Source organism: Streptomyces sp. CT34 (genome assembly GCF_000805335.1).
Taxonomy (GTDB): domain Bacteria; phylum Actinomycetota; class Actinomycetes; order Streptomycetales; family Streptomycetaceae; genus Streptomyces.
Genome location: NZ_KN708638.1, coordinates 6,080,069 through 6,096,510 on the forward strand (window position 1 = coordinate 6,080,069; position 16,442 = coordinate 6,096,510).

Annotated in this window: 18 protein-coding genes; 9 read left to right on the forward strand and 9 right to left on the reverse strand. The window is 70.5% G+C overall.

The features are described 5' to 3' along the window. The 4 genes from RZ84_RS26590 to RZ84_RS26605 form a co-directional block, all read right to left on the reverse strand. Positions 1-862 (reverse strand): amino acid ABC transporter permease (locus tag RZ84_RS26590; RefSeq protein ID WP_241777866.1); only part of this gene is annotated, 862 nt, incomplete at its 3' end. Between the two features lie 73 nt (positions 863-935). Further along, entirely contained in the window at positions 936-1,583 is a 648-nt protein-coding gene (locus RZ84_RS26595) for an amino acid ABC transporter permease (protein WP_043266420.1), read from the reverse strand. Positions 1,584-1,740: 157 nt separating this feature from the next. Beyond that, positions 1,741-2,652, reverse strand: coding sequence for a glutamate ABC transporter substrate-binding protein (locus RZ84_RS26600; RefSeq protein WP_043270901.1), 912 nt, complete (start codon positions 2,650-2,652; stop codon positions 1,741-1,743). A 56-nt stretch (positions 2,653-2,708) separates the two neighbouring features. Continuing rightward, a complete protein-coding gene (locus RZ84_RS26605; RefSeq protein WP_043266421.1) occupies positions 2,709-3,494 on the reverse strand; it encodes an amino acid ABC transporter ATP-binding protein in 786 nt (261 codons plus the stop codon). Between the two features lie 287 nt (positions 3,495-3,781). On the opposite strand from RZ84_RS26605, the gene RZ84_RS26610 reads away from it, so the two are divergent. The 4 genes from RZ84_RS26610 (at position 3,782) to RZ84_RS26625 (ending at position 7,871) form a co-directional block, all read left to right on the forward strand. Further along, positions 3,782-4,519, forward strand: a complete 738-nt coding sequence (locus RZ84_RS26610) for a response regulator transcription factor (RefSeq protein ID WP_043266423.1) — start codon at positions 3,782-3,784, stop codon at positions 4,517-4,519. 15 nt (positions 4,520-4,534) lie between these two features. Continuing rightward, a complete protein-coding gene (locus RZ84_RS26615) occupies positions 4,535-5,950 on the forward strand; it encodes a sensor histidine kinase (RefSeq protein ID WP_043266426.1) in 1,416 nt (471 codons plus the stop codon). 214 nt (positions 5,951-6,164) lie between these two features. After that, positions 6,165-6,368: a cold-shock protein gene (locus RZ84_RS26620; protein WP_043270903.1), complete on the forward strand. Its 204-nt coding sequence runs from the start codon at positions 6,165-6,167 to the stop codon at positions 6,366-6,368. 120 nt (positions 6,369-6,488) lie between these two features. After that, positions 6,489-7,871, forward strand: a complete 1,383-nt coding sequence (locus tag RZ84_RS26625) for a DEAD/DEAH box helicase (RefSeq protein WP_241777867.1) — start codon at positions 6,489-6,491, stop codon at positions 7,869-7,871. Here RZ84_RS26625 and RZ84_RS26630 read toward each other — a convergent pair. Together RZ84_RS26630 and RZ84_RS26635 are read right to left on the reverse strand one after the other, a co-directional pair. Next, positions 7,861-8,856 carry a TAXI family TRAP transporter solute-binding subunit gene (locus RZ84_RS26630; RefSeq protein ID WP_043266427.1) on the reverse strand — a complete coding sequence of 332 codons (996 nt, stop codon included), beginning with the start codon at positions 8,854-8,856 and terminating at the stop codon, positions 7,861-7,863. The genes RZ84_RS26625 and RZ84_RS26630 overlap by 11 nt on opposite strands. A gap of 48 nt (positions 8,857-8,904) precedes the next feature. Next, positions 8,905-9,876, reverse strand: coding sequence for a LysR family transcriptional regulator (locus RZ84_RS26635; protein WP_052230167.1), 972 nt, complete (start codon positions 9,874-9,876; stop codon positions 8,905-8,907). 125 nt (positions 9,877-10,001) lie between these two features. On the opposite strand from RZ84_RS26635, the gene RZ84_RS26640 reads away from it, so the two are divergent. Then, on the forward strand, positions 10,002-10,619 hold the full coding sequence (locus tag RZ84_RS26640) for a maleylpyruvate isomerase family mycothiol-dependent enzyme (protein WP_043266429.1): 618 nt from the start codon (positions 10,002-10,004) through the stop codon (positions 10,617-10,619). 487 nt (positions 10,620-11,106) lie between these two features. Further along, a complete protein-coding gene (locus tag RZ84_RS26645; RefSeq protein WP_043266431.1) occupies positions 11,107-11,958 on the forward strand; it encodes an LLM class flavin-dependent oxidoreductase in 852 nt (283 codons plus the stop codon). Positions 11,959-11,973: 15 nt separating this feature from the next. Here the strand turns inward: RZ84_RS26645 and RZ84_RS37105 are convergent. Next, positions 11,974-12,854, reverse strand: a protein-coding gene (locus RZ84_RS37105; RefSeq protein WP_107068170.1) for an IS5 family transposase whose coding sequence is annotated in 2 segments (ribosomal slippage) — positions 11,974-12,386 and positions 12,386-12,854 — 882 coding nt in all. Because the reading frame shifts where the segments join, the coding sequence is not laid out codon by codon here. A gap of 75 nt (positions 12,855-12,929) precedes the next feature. Between RZ84_RS37105 and RZ84_RS26655 the strand changes: the two genes are divergently transcribed. Both RZ84_RS26655 and RZ84_RS26660 read left to right on the forward strand, forming a co-directional pair. Then, positions 12,930-13,490: a recombinase family protein gene (locus tag RZ84_RS26655; RefSeq protein ID WP_043266436.1), complete on the forward strand. Its 561-nt coding sequence runs from the start codon at positions 12,930-12,932 to the stop codon at positions 13,488-13,490. Next, on the forward strand, positions 13,490-14,098 hold the full coding sequence (locus RZ84_RS26660) for a hypothetical protein (protein WP_043266438.1): 609 nt from the start codon (positions 13,490-13,492) through the stop codon (positions 14,096-14,098). The genes RZ84_RS26655 and RZ84_RS26660 overlap by 1 nt, the downstream gene beginning before the upstream one ends. A 225-nt stretch (positions 14,099-14,323) precedes the next feature. Here RZ84_RS26660 and RZ84_RS26665 read toward each other — a convergent pair whose 3' ends face one another. Then, complete coding sequence (locus tag RZ84_RS26665) at positions 14,324-14,620, reverse strand: hypothetical protein (RefSeq protein WP_043266440.1); 297 nt, start codon at positions 14,618-14,620, stop codon at positions 14,324-14,326. Between the two features lie 619 nt (positions 14,621-15,239). On the opposite strand from RZ84_RS26665, the gene RZ84_RS26670 reads away from it, so the two are divergent. Next, positions 15,240-15,467, forward strand: coding sequence for an OsmC family protein (locus RZ84_RS26670; RefSeq protein ID WP_198540054.1), 228 nt, complete (start codon positions 15,240-15,242; stop codon positions 15,465-15,467). 48 nt (positions 15,468-15,515) lie between these two features. Here RZ84_RS26670 and RZ84_RS26675 read toward each other — a convergent pair whose 3' ends face one another. Continuing rightward, a complete protein-coding gene (locus tag RZ84_RS26675; RefSeq protein WP_043266443.1) occupies positions 15,516-16,430 on the reverse strand; it encodes a GNAT family N-acetyltransferase in 915 nt (304 codons plus the stop codon). Between the last annotated feature and the right edge of the window lie 12 nt (positions 16,431-16,442).

A 16,442-nucleotide genomic window follows, 5' to 3' on the forward strand; every position in this document is an offset into this window, starting at 1 on the left:
CGGCGGCTGCGGCCATCCCGATGCCCGTCTTGGCGCGACGGCCGCGCCGCTCGATCCAGTTGGCGAGGCCGGACAGGGCCAGGCACATCGCGACGTAGATGCATCCCGTGACGATGATGACGGGGACGTAGGTGTCGTTCCCGTTGACGATGATGTTGCCGCTCATCCAGCGGGCTTTGTAGAGCAGTTCCTCGTACGTGATGATGTAGCCGAGGGAGGTGTCCTTGAGGGTCACCACCAGCTGGCTGATGATCGTCGGCAGCATCGCCCGGACGGCCTGCGGCATCAGCACCGTCGTCATGACCTGCGTCTTGCTCATGCCCAGCGCATAGGCGGCCTCCTTCTGGCCCTTGGGCACGGAGTTGATGCCGGCCCGCAGCACCTCGGCCTGGACCGAGCCGTTGTAGACCATCAACCCGAGGACCAGGGCCCAGAATTGCGGCTGGCTGCCGGTGAGGCCGAGGCTCCCGCGGTTGCTGAGGAAGATCACCCACAGCGCGTAGATGGTGATCAGCAGCGGGACGGCCCGGAAGAGTTCGATGAACCCGGTCGCGAACCAGCGGATCGGCTTGTGGTCCGACAGCCGCGCCACCGCGAGCAGTGCGCCGAGGGCGAGCGACAGCACCCCGGCCACCGCGAAGACCTGAAGCGTTGTCAGGACGCCCTCGCGGATGCTGGTGCGCACCCCGGCGTAGTTGAAGATGTTCCACACTTCGGGCTGGAGCTGCCCCTTGGCGCTCAGCCGCAGCACGACGAACGCGATCAGCCCGAGCACCGCAAGGGTGCCCACGGCGGCGTAGACGCGGTTACGTGCCTTCGCCTTCGGTCCCGGAACGTCGTAGAGAACGCTCGCGCCGCTCATGCCCATACCTCGCTTCGATCCGCCCCGCCTGCGCGTGGCACCTGCGTCCTGCTGTCCCGTCCGCCCTGACCACTCACCGCGCCACCCCCAACCGCCGCTCCAGCAGCCGGAAGAGCCCGCTGATGGCGAAGGTGATGACGAGGTAGGCGAGGGCGATCCAGAGGAAGATCCAGGCGATCGGATATCCCTTGTCGTTGAGCAGCTTGGAGACGTTGAACAGCTCGGTGACGCTGAACGCGCCGGCGATCGCGGAGTTCTTCGTCAGGGCGATGAAGATGCTGCTCAGCGGGGGCAGTACGGTGCGCGTCGCCTGCGGCAGCACGATCAGGCGCAGCGTCTGGGAGAAGGTCATCCCGAGGCTGCGGGCGGCCTCCGCCTGGCCCAGCGGCACGGTGCTGATGCCGGAGCGGACCGCCTCGCACACGAACGAGGAGGTGTAGAAGCCGAGCGCCAGGGTGGCGAGCACGTACGGGCTCGCGCCCTGGAAGAGGACCTGTGGGACGACGAAGAACGCGACCAGGAAGAGCAGCGTCAGCGGCGTGTTGCGCAGCACCGTGACCCAGGCCGTTCCGAAGGCGCGCAGCGGCGGTATCGGAGAGACCCGGAAACCGGCTATGAGCACGCCGAGCACCAGGGCGAGCAGCGCGCTGGACGCGGTGATCGCCAGGGTTCCGAGGAATCCGTCCCGGAACTCGGGCAGATAATCGAGGAGTACGTTCATGGGGTCTCCGCGGTAGCGGTCGGGCCGGCGACGGGGAAGAAGGGCGGCTCAAGGGGGAGCGCGCGGGGCTCAGTTGGGGGCGCGGAAGACACCGCGCCCCGTACACCCGCCGCGGCGGGCGGACGGGGCGGCGCGGTCCGGTGTGCGGCGGGCGGCCTCAGTACCGCGGCAGCGGGGTCTCCGGCGCGACGTAGGCGGAGCCGGACTTGCCCAGCGTGCCCTCGTACGCCTTCTTGTAGTCACCGTTCTTGATGTGGTTCTCCAGCGCGGTGGTGATCGCGTCGCGCAGGGCCTTGTCGTCCTTGCCCAGACCGACGCCGTAGGGCTCCTTGGTGAAGGGCTTGCCGACGACCTTGAGCTTCTCGGGGCGCTGGGCGGCGTAGCCCTTGAGGATCGCGTCGTCGGTGGTGACCGCGTCGACCGAGCCGTCCAGCAGCGACTTCACACAGTCCGAGTACTTGGACTGCTCGACCGTCTGCGCACCGTACTTGGGCTTCTTGATCTCCTGGAGCGGGGTGGACCCGACGATCGAGCAGACCTTCTTGCCCTGGAGGGAGTCCGGGCCGGTGATGGCCTTGTCGTCCTTGCGCACCAGGAGGTCGGCGCCGGCGGTGTAGTACGGGCCCGCGAAGCTGACCTGCTTCTTGCGCTCGTCGTTGATGGTGTACGTGCCGACGTAGTAATCGACCTGGCCCTTGGAGATGGTGGTCTCACGGACGTTGGAGTCGATGGTGTCGAACTTTATCTGCTTCTCGGAGAAGCCCAGGTCGGCGGCGATCATCTTGGCGATCTCGATGTCGAAGCCGGAGTACTTTCCGGTGGCCGGGTCCTTGAAGCCGAGGAACGGCTGGTCGGCCTTGACACCGATGGTGATCTGACCGGCCTTCTGCGCCTTCTTGAACGTCGCCGAGTCCACGTTCACGCCCTTGGCGACCGGGTACGTGCCACTGTAGACATCGCCGCCGGCCGGCTTGTCGCCCGCCGTGCCCGACTGGCCCCCGCACGCGGTCGCCGTCGCCGCCAGCGCGAGCACCACCGCACCCGCCGCAGCCGTCTTGAGAATCCTCATGGTGAACATCCTTTGGTTCAACAGGTGTTGGCATTCATGGTGGCCCAACCGCGGCCTCAGTGGTGGAGGATCTTCGACAGGAAGTCCTTCGCCCGGTCGCTGCGCGGGTTGGTGAAGAACTGGTTCGGCTCGGCCTCTTCGATGATCCGGCCGTCCGCCATGAAGACCACCCGGTTCGCCGCGGAGCGCGCGAAGCCCATCTCGTGGGTGACCACGACCATCGTCATGCCGTCCCGGGCGAGCTGCTGCATGACCTCCAGCACCTCGTTGATCATCTCCGGGTCCAGTGCCGAGGTCGGCTCGTCGAAGAGCATCACCTTCGGGTCCATCGCCAGGGCGCGGGCGATCGCCACGCGCTGCTGCTGGCCACCGGAAAGCTGTGCGGGGTACTTGTCCGCCTGGGCGCCGACGCCGACCCGGTCGAGCAGCGTACGGGCCTTCTCCTCCGCCGCGGTCTTGTCCGTTCTGCGGACCTTGGTCTGGCCCAGCATCACGTTCTCCAGCACCGTCTTGTGCGCGAAGAGGTTGAAGGACTGGAAGACCATGCCCACGTCGGCGCGCAGCCGCGCCAGTTCGCGGCCCTCCTGCGGCAGCGGCCTGCCGTCGATGGTGATGCTGCCGCTGTCCACGGTCTCCAGGCGGTTGATCGTGCGGCACAGCGTGGACTTGCCGGACCCCGAGGGCCCGATCACCACGACCACTTCGCCGCGCCGGATCGTCAGGTCGATGTCCTGGAGCACGTGCAGCGCGCCGAAGTGCTTGTTCACGTTGTCCAGCACGACCAACCGGTCCCCGGCGGGCGCGGGACCCTCGGCGTTCTCGGTCACCGATACTTCGCTCATCGGCGTACAGCTCCGTCCTCCTCGGTTGGGAGGACCCTAATGACGCCCCGCGACCAGCGTCATTACATCTGAGGGAGAATTGAGCATAACGATCCGGCTGCAAACGGACACACCGTGTGAAGGCGCCGCCGTGCCGGTGTGCGACGGAGTCACCCACCGTAGGCGCCGGCGTACCGGCTGGGTAACGGATGGCGGCCCGGAGGCGGCGCCCTCTTGACGGGCGGGGCGGCCATCCCCGTAGATGCCCTGTGGCCCGTACGCACGCACGCACCGAAGGAGGGGGCCGGATGAGACTGCTGCTCGTCGAGGACGACGACCATGTCGCCGCCGCCCTGTCCGCGGTGCTGGCCCGGCACGGCCTGACCGTCGTGCAGGCCCGCAGCGGCGAGGAGGCCCTCCAGGCCCTGCTGCCCGACGACGCCGAGCCGTACGCGGTGGTGCTGCTCGACCTCGGGCTGCCCGACCAGGACGGCTTCGAGGTGTGCGGCCGGATCCGCAGGATCTGCACGATCCCGGTCATCATGGTCACCGCGCGCTCCGACGTGCGCTCCCGTATACACGGCCTGAACCTCGGCGCCGACGACTATGTCGTCAAGCCCTACGACACCGGCGAACTGCTCGCCCGTATCCACGCGGTGAGCCGGCGCACCACCCCGGCCGCGGGCGGCGAACCCGCCGAGGAGGCCGCCCCGGTGGAGCCGCTGCGGCTCGGCCCGCTCACCGTCGAACTCCCCACCCGCCAGGTGTCCGTGGGCGGCACGGCGGTCCCGCTCACCCGCAAGGAGTTCGACCTGCTCGCCCTGCTCGCCCAGCGCCCCGGGGTGGTCTTCCGCCGGGAGCAGATCATCAGCGAGGTGTGGCGGACGAGTTGGGAGGGCACCGGCCGGACCCTGGAGGTGCACATCGCCTCGCTCCGCGCCAAACTGCGCATGCCGGCGCTGATCGAGACGGTCCGCGGCGTCGGCTACCGCCTCGTCGTCCCGGCCGCCGGCGCCGCACCGGGCACCCGGCCGCCGGCCTCCTGACGGCTGCCGGTCCCCGTGCGCACCCGACTCCTCCCGCTCCTCCTCGTCCTCATGGCCGCGGTGCTGCTGGCGCTCGGCATCCCGCTGGCCGTGATCAACGCCGGGGTTGCGCAGCAGAAGGTGGTCGTCGACCGGATCGACGACGCCGCGCGGTTCGCCTCCCTCGCCCAGTTCGTCACCGCCCGCCCCAGCGTCGCGGCCGGCGCCAAGACCCCCGAGGAGGACGAGCGGCTGGCCACCCTGCGGGCCGAACTCACCCGCTACTACGGCCTCTACGGAATACGGGCCGGCGTCTTCTACCGCGACCACACCCCGATGGCCGCCGCCCCCCAGGACCTGCCGGTGCCCGCGGACGGTGAGGGCGCCCAGGCGTTCAGCGAGGCGCTGGCCGGCCGCCGCAGCCACGACCCGCACCAGATCTGGCCCTGGGATGACACCGGCCGGATCCCGGTCGCCTCGCCGGTCATCCGGGACGGCGATGTGGTCGCCGTCGTCGTCACCGACTCGCCCACGGGGCAGATGCGTTCGCGCATCCTGCACGGCTGGCTGCTGATCGCGGCCGGGGAGGCGGCGGCGGTGCTCGTCGCGGTCGGCGCGGCCTTCCGGCTCACCGGCTGGGTGCTGCGGCCGGTCCGCGTCCTGGACACCGCCAGCCACGACATCGCCACCGGCCGGATGAACGCCCGGGTCGCCGCCACCGCCGGACCGCCCGAACTGCGCCGGCTGGCCCGCTCGTTCAACGAGATGGCCGACCACGTCGAGGAGGTCCTGGAGCAGCAGCGCGCCTTCGTCGCCGACGCCTCCCACCAGCTGCGCAACCCGCTCGCCGCGCTGCTGCTGCGCATCGAGCTGCTGGCGCTCGAGCTCCCCGACGGCAACGAGGAGATCGCCTCGGTCCGCACCGAGGGCAAGCGGCTCGCCCGGGTCCTGGACGACCTCCTCGGCCTCGCGCTCGCCGAGCACAGCGCCGCCGACCTCCAGCTCACCGACGTCGCCGCGCTGGCCGCCGAGCGCGTCGGCTCCTGGCGCCCGTTGGCCGATGACAAGGGCGTCCGCCTGACCTACGAGGGCCATCCCGCCGTCACCGGCTGGGCCGACCCGGTCGCCCTCTCCAGCGCGCTGGACGCGGTCGTCGACAACGCCCTGAAGTTCACCCCGGCCGGCGAGCCGGTCACGGTGGCCGTCGCCGCCGACGGCGCGCGGGTGCGGATCACCGTCGCCGACCGCGGCCCCGGCCTCGCCGAGGACGAACTCGCCCGGATCGGCGACCGGTTCTGGCGCAGCAGCCGCCACCAGAACGTCTCCGGCTCCGGCCTCGGCCTGTCGATCACCCGCGCGCTGCTCGCCGCCGGCGGCGCCACCATCGCCTACGCGCCGCACCCGCCGCACGGCCTGGAGGTCACCGTGAGCGTGCCGCGCAGCGCCCCCTGAGAAGCCCGGGGCAGCGCCCACCGGGGCCGCCGTACTCGTGTGCTATCGTGAACGGCGTTGCAGTTGTGGTACCCATGAACTTTGTGCGCGCCCGGAGGCTGGAAGCCCCGGGCGTTCCTTGTTTTCCGGACAGGTTCCGGTGTGGGGCGATCATCTCGGCGACGAGGAGGCCGCACGGTGCGGTCTCCGGCTTGCCCCATGAATGGAGAAAAACATGGCTTCCGGCACCGTCAAGTGGTTCAACTCGGAAAAGGGCTTCGGCTTCATCGAGCAGGACGGCGGCGGCCCCGACGTCTTCGCCCACTACTCGAACATCCAGTCCCAGGGCTTCCGCGAGCTCCTCGAGGGCCAGAAGGTCACCTTCGACGTGACCCAGGGCCCCAAGGGCCCGCAGGCGGAGAACATCGTCACCGCCTGACGCCCCCGCGTCCCGTGGACAGGGCCCGCACCGGCCGCGCCGGTGCGGGCCCCGTCCCGTTTCCCGCGGGGCGGCACCCCTCCCGCGGTCACCCCCCTCCCTCCCCCTGAAGGGCCTGCCGTGACACCAGCGACCGCACCGCGACCGAGCGCCGCCCCCGGGACGCCCGCCCCGGCGTCCACCCCTCCGCCCGCCGGCTCCTTCGACGAGCTGCCGCTGGCCGAGGCGCTCCGCACCGCGCTGCGCGCGCAGGGCGTCACCACCCCGTTCCCCATCCAGGCGGCCACCCTCCCGGCCACCCTCGCCGGCCGCGACGTCCTCGGCCGCGGGCGCACCGGCTCCGGCAAGACCCTCGCCTTCGGCCTCGCCCTGCTCAGCCGTACGGCGGGCAAGCGCGCCGAGAGCAAGCGCCCCCTGGCACTGGTGCTGGTCCCCACCCGCGAACTGGCCGGCCAGGTCACCGACGCGCTCGCCCCGTACGCCGCGGCCCTGCGGCTGCGCTGCGCCACCGTCGTCGGCGGCACCTCGATCAACCGGCAGACCGAGACCCTGCGCAGGGGCGCCGAAGTGCTGGTCGCCACCCCGGGCCGGCTCGCCGACCTGCTGGACCGGCGCGCCTGCTCGCTCGACCGGGTCGCCGTCACCGTCCTCGACGAGGCCGACCAGATGACCGACATGGGCTTCCTGCCGCAGGTCACCCGGCTCATGGAGAAGACCGACCCCAACGGCCAGCGGATGCTGTTCTCCGCCACCCTCGACCGCAATGTCGACAAACTGGTCCGCCGCTTCCTGACCGACCCGGTCACCCACTCCGTGGACCCCTCGGCCGCGACCGTGACCACCATGGACCACCACGTCCTGTACGTGGACGACGCCGACAAGCGCGCCACCGCCACCGAGATCGCCGCCCGCGACGGCCGGGTGATCATGTTCGTGGACACCAAGCGCGGCGCCGACCGCCTCACCAAGCACCTGCTCGCCCAGGGCGTCCGCGCCGCGGCGCTGCACGGCGGCAAGACCCAGCCGCAGCGCACCCGCACCCTGGAGCACTTCCGTACCGGCCGCGCCACGGCACTGGTCGCCACCAACGTCGCGGCCCGCGGCATCCACATCGACGGCCTCGACCTCGTCGTCAACGTCGACCCGCCGACCGAGGCCAAGGACTACCTGCACCGCGGCGGCCGTACCGCGCGGGCCGGCGAGTCCGGCACCGTCGTCACCCTTGTCACCCCCGGCCAGCGCCGGGAGATGACCCGGCTGATGCGCCAGGCGAAGATCACCCCGGACACCGCCCGGGTCCGCCCCGGCGACGCCGAGCTGATCCGCGTCACCGGCGCCCGCACGCCCAGCGGCGAGCCCGTCGCGATCACCGCGCCGGCGCCCGGGCGGACGGCCGGGGCGGGCGCACCCGGCGGCAGCAGTGGCAACGGCAGCGGTGGCGGTGGCCGGCGCCGGCGTCCGCGCCGCGGTCGGCCGTCGGGACGCCGGCCGGTCACTGCTTGACCGACACGTAGTACTCCCGGGCCCCCTTGTGCAGCGGCAGCGGATCGGTGAACACGGCCGTCCGCAGGTCCACGTTCTGCGCCGCGTGCACCTCGTGCCCGATCGCGTCCCGGCTGTTGATGACGGTCCGGGTGATGCCGAACGTCAGCGCGGCATCCTCCCGGTCCGTCGTCACCAGCAGGTTCGCGACCGCGATGGTCTTCACCGCCTCGCCGTCCTGCGCCTGCGGATACGCGTCGGCGGGCATCACCGCCGCCCGGTAATAACGGGTGCGCTCACCCTGCTCGTGCAGCGCCCGGCTCAGATCCCCGAGCTGCACCAGCCGTACCGGGAACCGCTGCGTCAGCCGCTGCACCGCCTGCGTCGGCAGCCCGCCCGACCAGAAGAACGCGTCCAGGTCGCCGTGCTCCAGCCGACCGGGCATCTGGTCGATGCCCACCCGCACCGGCACGATGTCCCGGTCGAAATCCAGGCCGGCCGCCGCCATCAGCCGCCGGGTGATCAGCTGGACGCCCGAGCCGTCCGCCCCGACGCCCACCCGCAGCCCCCGCAGGTCCCTGGCCGAGTGCACCGGGGAGTTCTTCGGCACCACCAGCTGCATGTAGTCGTCGTAGAGCCGCGCACAGGCCCGCAGCCGGTCGGCGCCCGGCTCGTGGCCGACCTGGTAGGCGGCCACCGCGTCCGCCGTCGCGATGGTGAACGCCGCGCGCCCGGAGACCAGTTGGCGCAGATTGTCGATCGAGCCCTCGCTCCGCGTCAGCCGCAGATCCACCCCCGGCATGTCCCGCGCCAGATCCTGCTTCAGCAGCTCGCCGTAGCGCGCGTACACCCCCGTCGGCACCCCGGTGGCCAGCGTCACCCGGCCGCTCGGCGCGCGCTCACCGACCGGCGGCAGCAGCCACCACAGCACCATCCCGAGCACGGCCAGCGCCGCGCCCGCCGCGGTGAGTGCGCGGCGGCCGGGGCGGCGGAGTGCGGTGACCATGGGCGGGATCCTGCCAGCACCGGCCGCCCAGGGGGAGGGGCGGGAAGGTCACGTCTCGGCCTCCGGACGCCGCCCGGCGTCCCCCTGCGCGCCCTCCCCTGAGCCGGGCTCCGCCCCCGCCGTCCCCATCGTCGTCCGCAGGCACTCCAGCAGCGCCCGGGCCGCCGGCCCCGCCGGACCGTCCGCCCGCCACGTCAGCGCGACCCGGCCGCGCGGGCAGGGCGTACGGAATCGCAGCGTCCGCACCCCGGCCGCCTTCGCCGCGTCGGGCGCCGGCACGACGGCGACGCCCAGCCCCCGGGCCGCGAGCCGGGTCAGCAGCTGCGGCGCCGCCGCCTCGAACGCGATCCGCGGCCGGAACCCGGCATCGGTGCAGGCGTGCTCCAGCACGCCGCGGATACTGGTCCCGCGCGGCAGGCTGATCAACGGGCGGTCGCGCAGCGCCGCCAGCGGGATGCGCCCGCCCTCCGCGGACGCCAGGAGCGGATCGCCCGGAGCGACCGCGGCCACCAGTGGCTCGTCGACGACGACTTGGAGCGCGAGCCCCGCCGGCGGCGTCACGTCCGCGACCCCCAGCAGTGCCACATCGAGCTCCCCGCACTGGAGGGCGGTGAGCATCCGCTCCGAGGTGTCCTCGGTCAGCGCGATGTCGACCTGCGGATGCGCGTCGTGGAACCCGGCCAGCAGCGCCACCACATCGACGTCGGTGCCGGCGTGCGCCCCCGTCACCATCCCGAGGGCGACCCGGCCGCGCAGCAGCCCGGTGAACTCGTCCACGGTGTGCCGTACGCCGTGGACGGCGGCCAGCGCGGCCCGGGCGAACGGGAGCACCGCCGCACCCACCTCCGTCAGCGTCACCGTCCGGCCGGACCGGTCCAACAGCGGCTGCCCCAGCTCCCGTTCGAGCTGACGGACCTGGGCGCTCACCCCCGGCTGCGCCAGGTGCAGACGAGCCGCGGCCCGGGTGAAGTTGGCCTCTTCCGCGACAGCGACGAAGTACTGGAGCTGGCGAAGTTCCATAACCGGCAATGCTAGCCACCAGAACACCAAACTCTTGGACTTATGGCACCCGCCACCGAGATCCTGGAAGCCGAACAGCCGACGGGCGCGGCCGGGAACGGCCGCCCGGAGACGGGGGAACGACCATGGACATCCGAGCCGCCATCGCCGCCGAACGGCGCGAGCTGGCCGACCTGCTGGACGGCCTGACGACCGAGCAGTGGGACGCCCCCAGCCTGTGCGCCGGCTGGCGCGTCCGCGACGTCGCGGCCCATATGTCGCTCGGCTTCCGCCACCGGCTCCCCGCACTGGCCGCCGAACTCCTCAAGGCCCGCGGCAGCCTGCACCGGATGACCGACCGCTGCGCCCGCAAGGACGCCGCCGCCCTCTCGGCGCCGCAACTCGCCGCCGCCCTGCGGGACAACGCCGACCACCCCTGGACCCCGCCGGTCGGCGGCCTCGCGGCGGCGCTGGGGCACGACGTCGTGCACGGCCTGGACATCACCGTCCCGCTCGGCCTGGACCGCCGCGTCCCCGAGGACCGCCTCCGCGTCCTGCTGGCCGGCATCACCCCCAAGTCCCTGAAGTTCTTCCGGGCCGACACCGACGGCATCGCGTTGCACGCCGACGACCTCGACTGGTCCTACGGAACCGGCACCCCCCTCCACGGCACCGCCCAGGACCTCCTCCTGGTCGCGTTCGGCCGCAGACTCCCCCCGGGCCGCCTCCGCGGCGCCCCGAGCGACCGCTTCGCCACCGCCTGAACAACCGCATCGCCGGCGCCTGAACGGCCCGGGTCCGCCACGGCCCGGCGGCGCCCGCCCGCAGCTCCGGGGCGGCCGGGATCCGGCGTCCGGAGATGTCCCCGGCAGCACCTACCCTTGAGGAATGACCAGCAGCAGCGACCGGAGCCAGGCAGTGGGCGTCAACAGAAGCTACGAGATCCGCACCTACGGGTGCTGATTTTCACACACGCCTGCACGTCCCTGACCAGCTGCGACGCTCAAGCTCGGGGCTAGGGCGTGTCCGGTGGGTCGAGTGGCCACAAAGCCCTGTCATGTGGCCGTCGTTCGGCATGTGCGTGTGCTGGAGAGATGTTGCTCAGGCTCCGCCGACCGCGGTATGGTCACCGCACTCTAAAGATCACGCTCTCTGGAAACGTAGCCGCAGAACGGGAGCAAGCCCGCGCACAGCAGCGCGGAGCCACGGAGGGGCGGCACCTGGTTCGCCGTACCCTCCGGAGGTTTCCCCATGAAGATCGGTCTCGGTCTCCCCATCGATGACCCCGCCCTGCTGCTGACCTGGGCCCAGCGCGCCGATGTCGGCCCCTTCAGTACGCTCGGCCTGCTCGACCGGCTCGTCTTCGACAATCCGGAGCCCCTCATCACCCTCGCGGCGCTCGCCGGCGCCACATCGCGCATCCGCCTTCAAACCGAGGTCCTGATCGCGCCCGTCCACAACACAGCGATGCTCGCCAAGCAGACCGCGACCCTCGACCGCCTGTCCGGCGGCCGGTTCACGCTCGGCATCGGCATCGGCGGTCGCGAAGACGACTGCCTGGCCGCGGGCATCGACATCCGACGCCGGGGGCGCCGCCTCGACGAGCAGATGCCCCTGCTGCGCCGGACCTGGCGTGGCGAGCCGTATGGTGATGGCGTCGGACCCATCGGTCCCGCGCCCACGACGCCCGGTGGCCCGGAAGTGCTGTTCGGCGGCTTCGCCCCAGCAGCGATCGAGCGTGTCGGCCGGTTCGGCGACGGCTTCCTCGGCGCGGCGCTGCCGCCGCAGTTCATGGCCGGACTGTTCCGCAACGTGGAGGCGGTCTGGGAGAAGCACGACCGCTCTGGCCGGCCACGCTTGGTGGCTCAGGCCAACGTCGCCCTCGGCCCAGAGAGCACCATCGAAAAAGCCCGACGCAATATCCGTGACTACTACGGATTCAGCGGCCGCGCCGACCACGTGGCCAATGGTCTTCTCACCACGCCGGAGACGATCCGTAAGGCGGTCGATGACTTCATCGGCATCGGCGCCGACGAAGTCATGCTCTATTGCTGGTCCCCGGACATCGACCAGATCGACCGTCTTGCCAACACCCAGTTCTGAGGAGTGCCCAAGGAGTCACGGGCGAAGCCAAAGACGCATGGCGGCAACGGTCACCGTGCCGTGGAAGACGTATGGTCGCTTGTCGAAGCGACAGGCCACGGCGTGGAAGTTCTTGAGGGTGTGGATCGTTCGCTCCACCTCGTTGCGGCGCTTGTACATCGTCTGCTCGAAGCCGGTAGGCCGGCCACCTGCGCTGCCTCGTCGTTGGCGGTTGGCTCGCTGGTCTTTGCGTTCGGGGATGGTGTGCTCGATCTGCCGACGGCGCAGGTAGCGTCGGTTACGGCGCGAACTGTACGCCTCGTCCCCGCTGAGGTGGTCGGGCCGCGTGCGCGACCGGCCTCCGGCTTGACGGGGGACACGGATGCGTTCGAGTACGGGGATCAGCTGCGGGGCATCGCCCCACTGCCCTGGTGTGATGACGATGGCGAGGGGCGTCGGCCGCCGTCGCTCGCCAGATGGATTTTGCAGGTCAGCCCACCGCGTGACCGCCCCAGGGCCTCATCGTCGCGGTGCTGGCCAGGCCGACCGCGTCGACCCGGAACGCGTGCTGGTCGTCTGCGAGCACCGGCGGCGTGCTGGTGGGCCCGGCAGGAAGTCGAGTCAACACCAACCATCGTCCAGTCGATGCGGCCCTCCGCGTCGGCGTCGGCCTGGACGGCACGCAGGAGCCTGTCCCAGGTGCCATCCGCTGACCAGCGTCGATGCCTTTCGTAGACCGTTTTCCACTTCCCGAACCGTGGCGGCAGATCCCGCCACGGGATACCGGTCCGCTGGCGGAAGAGAATGCCGTTGATCACCCTGCGATGACTCTTCCACCGTCCGCCCCGCCCGACGTTCCGTGGCAGGTGCGGCTTTAGCCGAGCCCACTCTGCATCGGATAGATCACCCCGTCCCACAAGGGGCGGAACGACATGGACACCACCCAGTCACCGGACCCGCCGGACCCTGCCTAATGCCAGTTTCCGGGTGCGATGACGGCGACGACCTTCGTCAGAGGTGTCGGCGGGCTCGAACTCGCTTACGCCCGGGTCTCCACCACCAAACAGAGCCTGGAACGCCAACTCGACGCGCTGAGCGCGGCGGGCATCCCCGACGAACGGATCTACGTCGACAAGAAGAGCGGCGCCACCGTCGACCGGCTCGGCCGGAACCTGCGCGAAGTCCTTGACCTCGTCCACGACCTGGGCGAGAAGAACATCGGCGTATGCTCCCTGGCCGCCCCGCTGCCAATCCACACCGCCGACGAGGGCATGGCCCGCATCGCCTTCCTACTGCGTGCGCTCTTCGCCGAGATGGAACGCACCTTCACCGCCGAACGCGCCGCCCACGCCTGGAACGTCGCCGAAGCCTCCGGCCGCCACAGCGGCCGCCCCGTCGCCCGCCCCGCCGACAAAATCGAATACGCCCGACTGCTGAAGCAGCAGGGCAGCAGCCTCGGTGAGATCGCCACGGAGACCGGCATCCCCAAGACCTCCCTCCACCGCTACCTCACAGTTCCGAGTACCGACGAGACACCGAGCGAGTCTCGCTGATGGCATCGAACTTGGACCCGCAGCAGGTCGAGATCATCGGACGGCACTGGCGAATCGGCGAAGTTGTACGCGCTGGCCTGGAGGCCGCACAACCGATTCGGGACAACGGCGTCAACCTCCTGGTCTCCGCACTGGATTACACCTGGACCCAACCGATCCAGATCAAGACCTCCCGCGACCGAAACATCAACGTGTACCCGAAGTACGCCCAGGGCAGGTTCGTCCGGCTCCCGATGCTGATCGTCTACACGTTGCTCGGCGACAGTCAGGCCCAGCTGCCAACGGAGGCGGATGATGCCTGCCTCGGCCGCTACAACGACTACTCGCCGCGCCTACTGGTTTTGACCCCTGCAGAAGCCTGGGGGCTACGCTCCGTCAGCGGAAAGAGCGACGCCGATCCCGTTAACGGAACCCAGCACCGCCTGAGTTGGACATCGCTCGTCCGCAACGGTCATCTGCGTGACGGTGCGATGGTTGAGCACCGTGATCAGTTGCTGGCGGCCCTACGAATAGGCCGGCAGCGACGCCAGGCCGAGATGGCCGCCCAATCTGACCGTGCCCGGGCTCAGGGGACTTCGGGTATCAGCGCAGACGACTTCGAAAGCTGACACCTGCAACTTCCTCAACGCTGGTGCCGGGAAGCCGACTTCATCGATCCGTGGACCGCTGTCGACCACAGCATGGTCACCTGACCAGCGCGTCCACCGCCCGCCCGCGACCACAAGGAACCTCGGAGAACCCGCCACCGGGACGGTCATCCGGAAACCGGCTTGCCCCGCATCCGCGAGAGACCCCCGAAAACCAAAATCAGGATTCACCCGGTGGATCGAGGCTCAGTGAGTCCAGATCTTGGGCACTTTGCTGTTCTTGAAGGCATACACGACTGCGGCGTCATTATTCGCATGGAAGTTACCGGCCGTTGAAATCACGCCATTCTCGTCGAACTTGGCGATGGAGAAAACGTAGGTCCCGATGACCGCGACCAGCGGAGGGGTCCGCGCCGCGATCAGTTCCGCGATCTTTTCCAGCCCGCCATCACCGTTGCCGATGAAACGGATCTTGCCTACGAGCTCGTCACGGGCACTGGCAGCCGAGAAATGGGGGTGCGTTGAGCGCGTGAGCGCCCTCATGTCCGCAGTCTGTGGGTTGAGCTGCTGCCATACTCCAGTCCCAAACTTCCATCCGAGTCCTCCCCGAGAGGCGAATCATGGTGTGGCTTCACTGCCCTGATCGGCGTGCCCCGGCTTGCTGGACGGCCGCAGCTAATAGCCCCGATCGAGCCGGTGGCGTCGCTGAGGTCGTAGTTGATCTGGGCCATGTGACTGACGCGGTTCCGGTACGAATCCACGTCCATGAAGAGGCTCAGCGCAGTGAAGGTCAGCGCGTCGGGCTCCTCCGGCGAATGGCGCGGCAAGCCAACCTGCTTGGGGCCGCCCGCGTTCGCTCAGAGGGGTGGCGTGTGGCTTGTCTCCCCTGAACGCGGCGACCGTTCGAACGGCGTCTATCGCGACGTCCGGCTGCACCCTGAAACCGTCGATGCCCTTCATCAGTCATGCTTGAACCGTAGGCTCTGAGCGCGGTACCTGTCCCGGGTCCGCCTGGGTCAGTCGGCCACGTCCTCACGGTCGCGCCGCCGGGCACGCGGTGCCTGGGAGGCGCCTGCCTAGTGCCGCGTCAGACAACGTTCACCCTGTAGTTCGCGACGCGGCGGTCGGGATGATCCATCTCTGCGCTGTCGACGGCGTTGGCGTGATCGACTACGAGGACCACGCCCATGGAGTCATGACCATGGTCGAGAGCAGCGGAGGAGGCCAGATCACCGAGGTCGTCCTGCATCCCGAGGTGACGGTCGCCGACGCGTCGATGGAGGAGGAGGCCCGCCCGCTGCACGGAAAACTACCCGCCGTGTGCTTCTTCGCCCGCTCGGTGAACTTCCCCATCACCCACGCACCCATCATCCGTGCCCAGGAGAACTGAGCGGCGTTCCGGCAGCACCGAGCTCACAGCAATGTCTACGGAGCGCTCCTATACGCCGAGGTCCTTGCGGAAGACCGTGGAACTGCGTCGGACCGTCATGCCGACCCGTAGATAGGGGTCGAGCGCGCCGGTGTCCGAGTGGGTCCACAGGGTGCAGGAGCGGAGACCCGTGCGGTGGAAGGCGCGAAACGTGTGGCGCAGCAGGAGCCGGGCGATGCCGCGGCCACGGTGTTCGCGGCGTACGGCGACCTGTTCGAGGTAGCCCTCATCCGTGCCCGGCACGTCCAACGCCAGGGCAGCGCCCACCAGATGATCACCGGCAAAGGCCAGGGCCGACCGCTGAGGGGCGAACGTGGGACGCTCCACGGTGTGGGCGGCCCACTCCTCGTACGCCTGCCGACGCTCCTGCCACTCGTCGAACGCGTCCTGGACGAGGACGTGCGCGGCGGGCCCGTCGCCGGTGCGGAAGGGCCGCACTGTGATGCCCGCCGGGGGCTCGGGCACGGCGGGCTCGGCCGGCATGGCGAACTCCAGCAACCACGCCGTCACCAGCGGCTCGTATCCGTGCGCGCGCAGCAGCGCCACGGCGCCCGTGTCCGCCTCCGGCACGGTCTGCACGACGCGGGCGGTGCCAGCCTGCCGTGCCCGCGCCAGCGTCCAGCCGAGGAGCACGGCGCCCAGGCCCCGGCCCCGGTGCGCCGGATGCACGTCCACCTCGGAGCGCCGGTCCACCCAGGCGCGGGCGGCGAGGCGCCCGGCCGGGTCGAGGACGAGGACGGTGTCCGACTCCGGCACCAGGCCAGGCCGCGCGAGATCGGCGGCGACGGCCCCGGCGTCACTCTGCCCCCGCCCGTACGCCTCCCGTTCGCAGGCCGTGACCAGTGCATGGATCGCCGGGACGTCGTCGGGGGTCGCGGGCCGCGAACGGTAGCCAGGTGGCAGGGACGGGACGAGGGAGGACACCGGCGGAGAGTA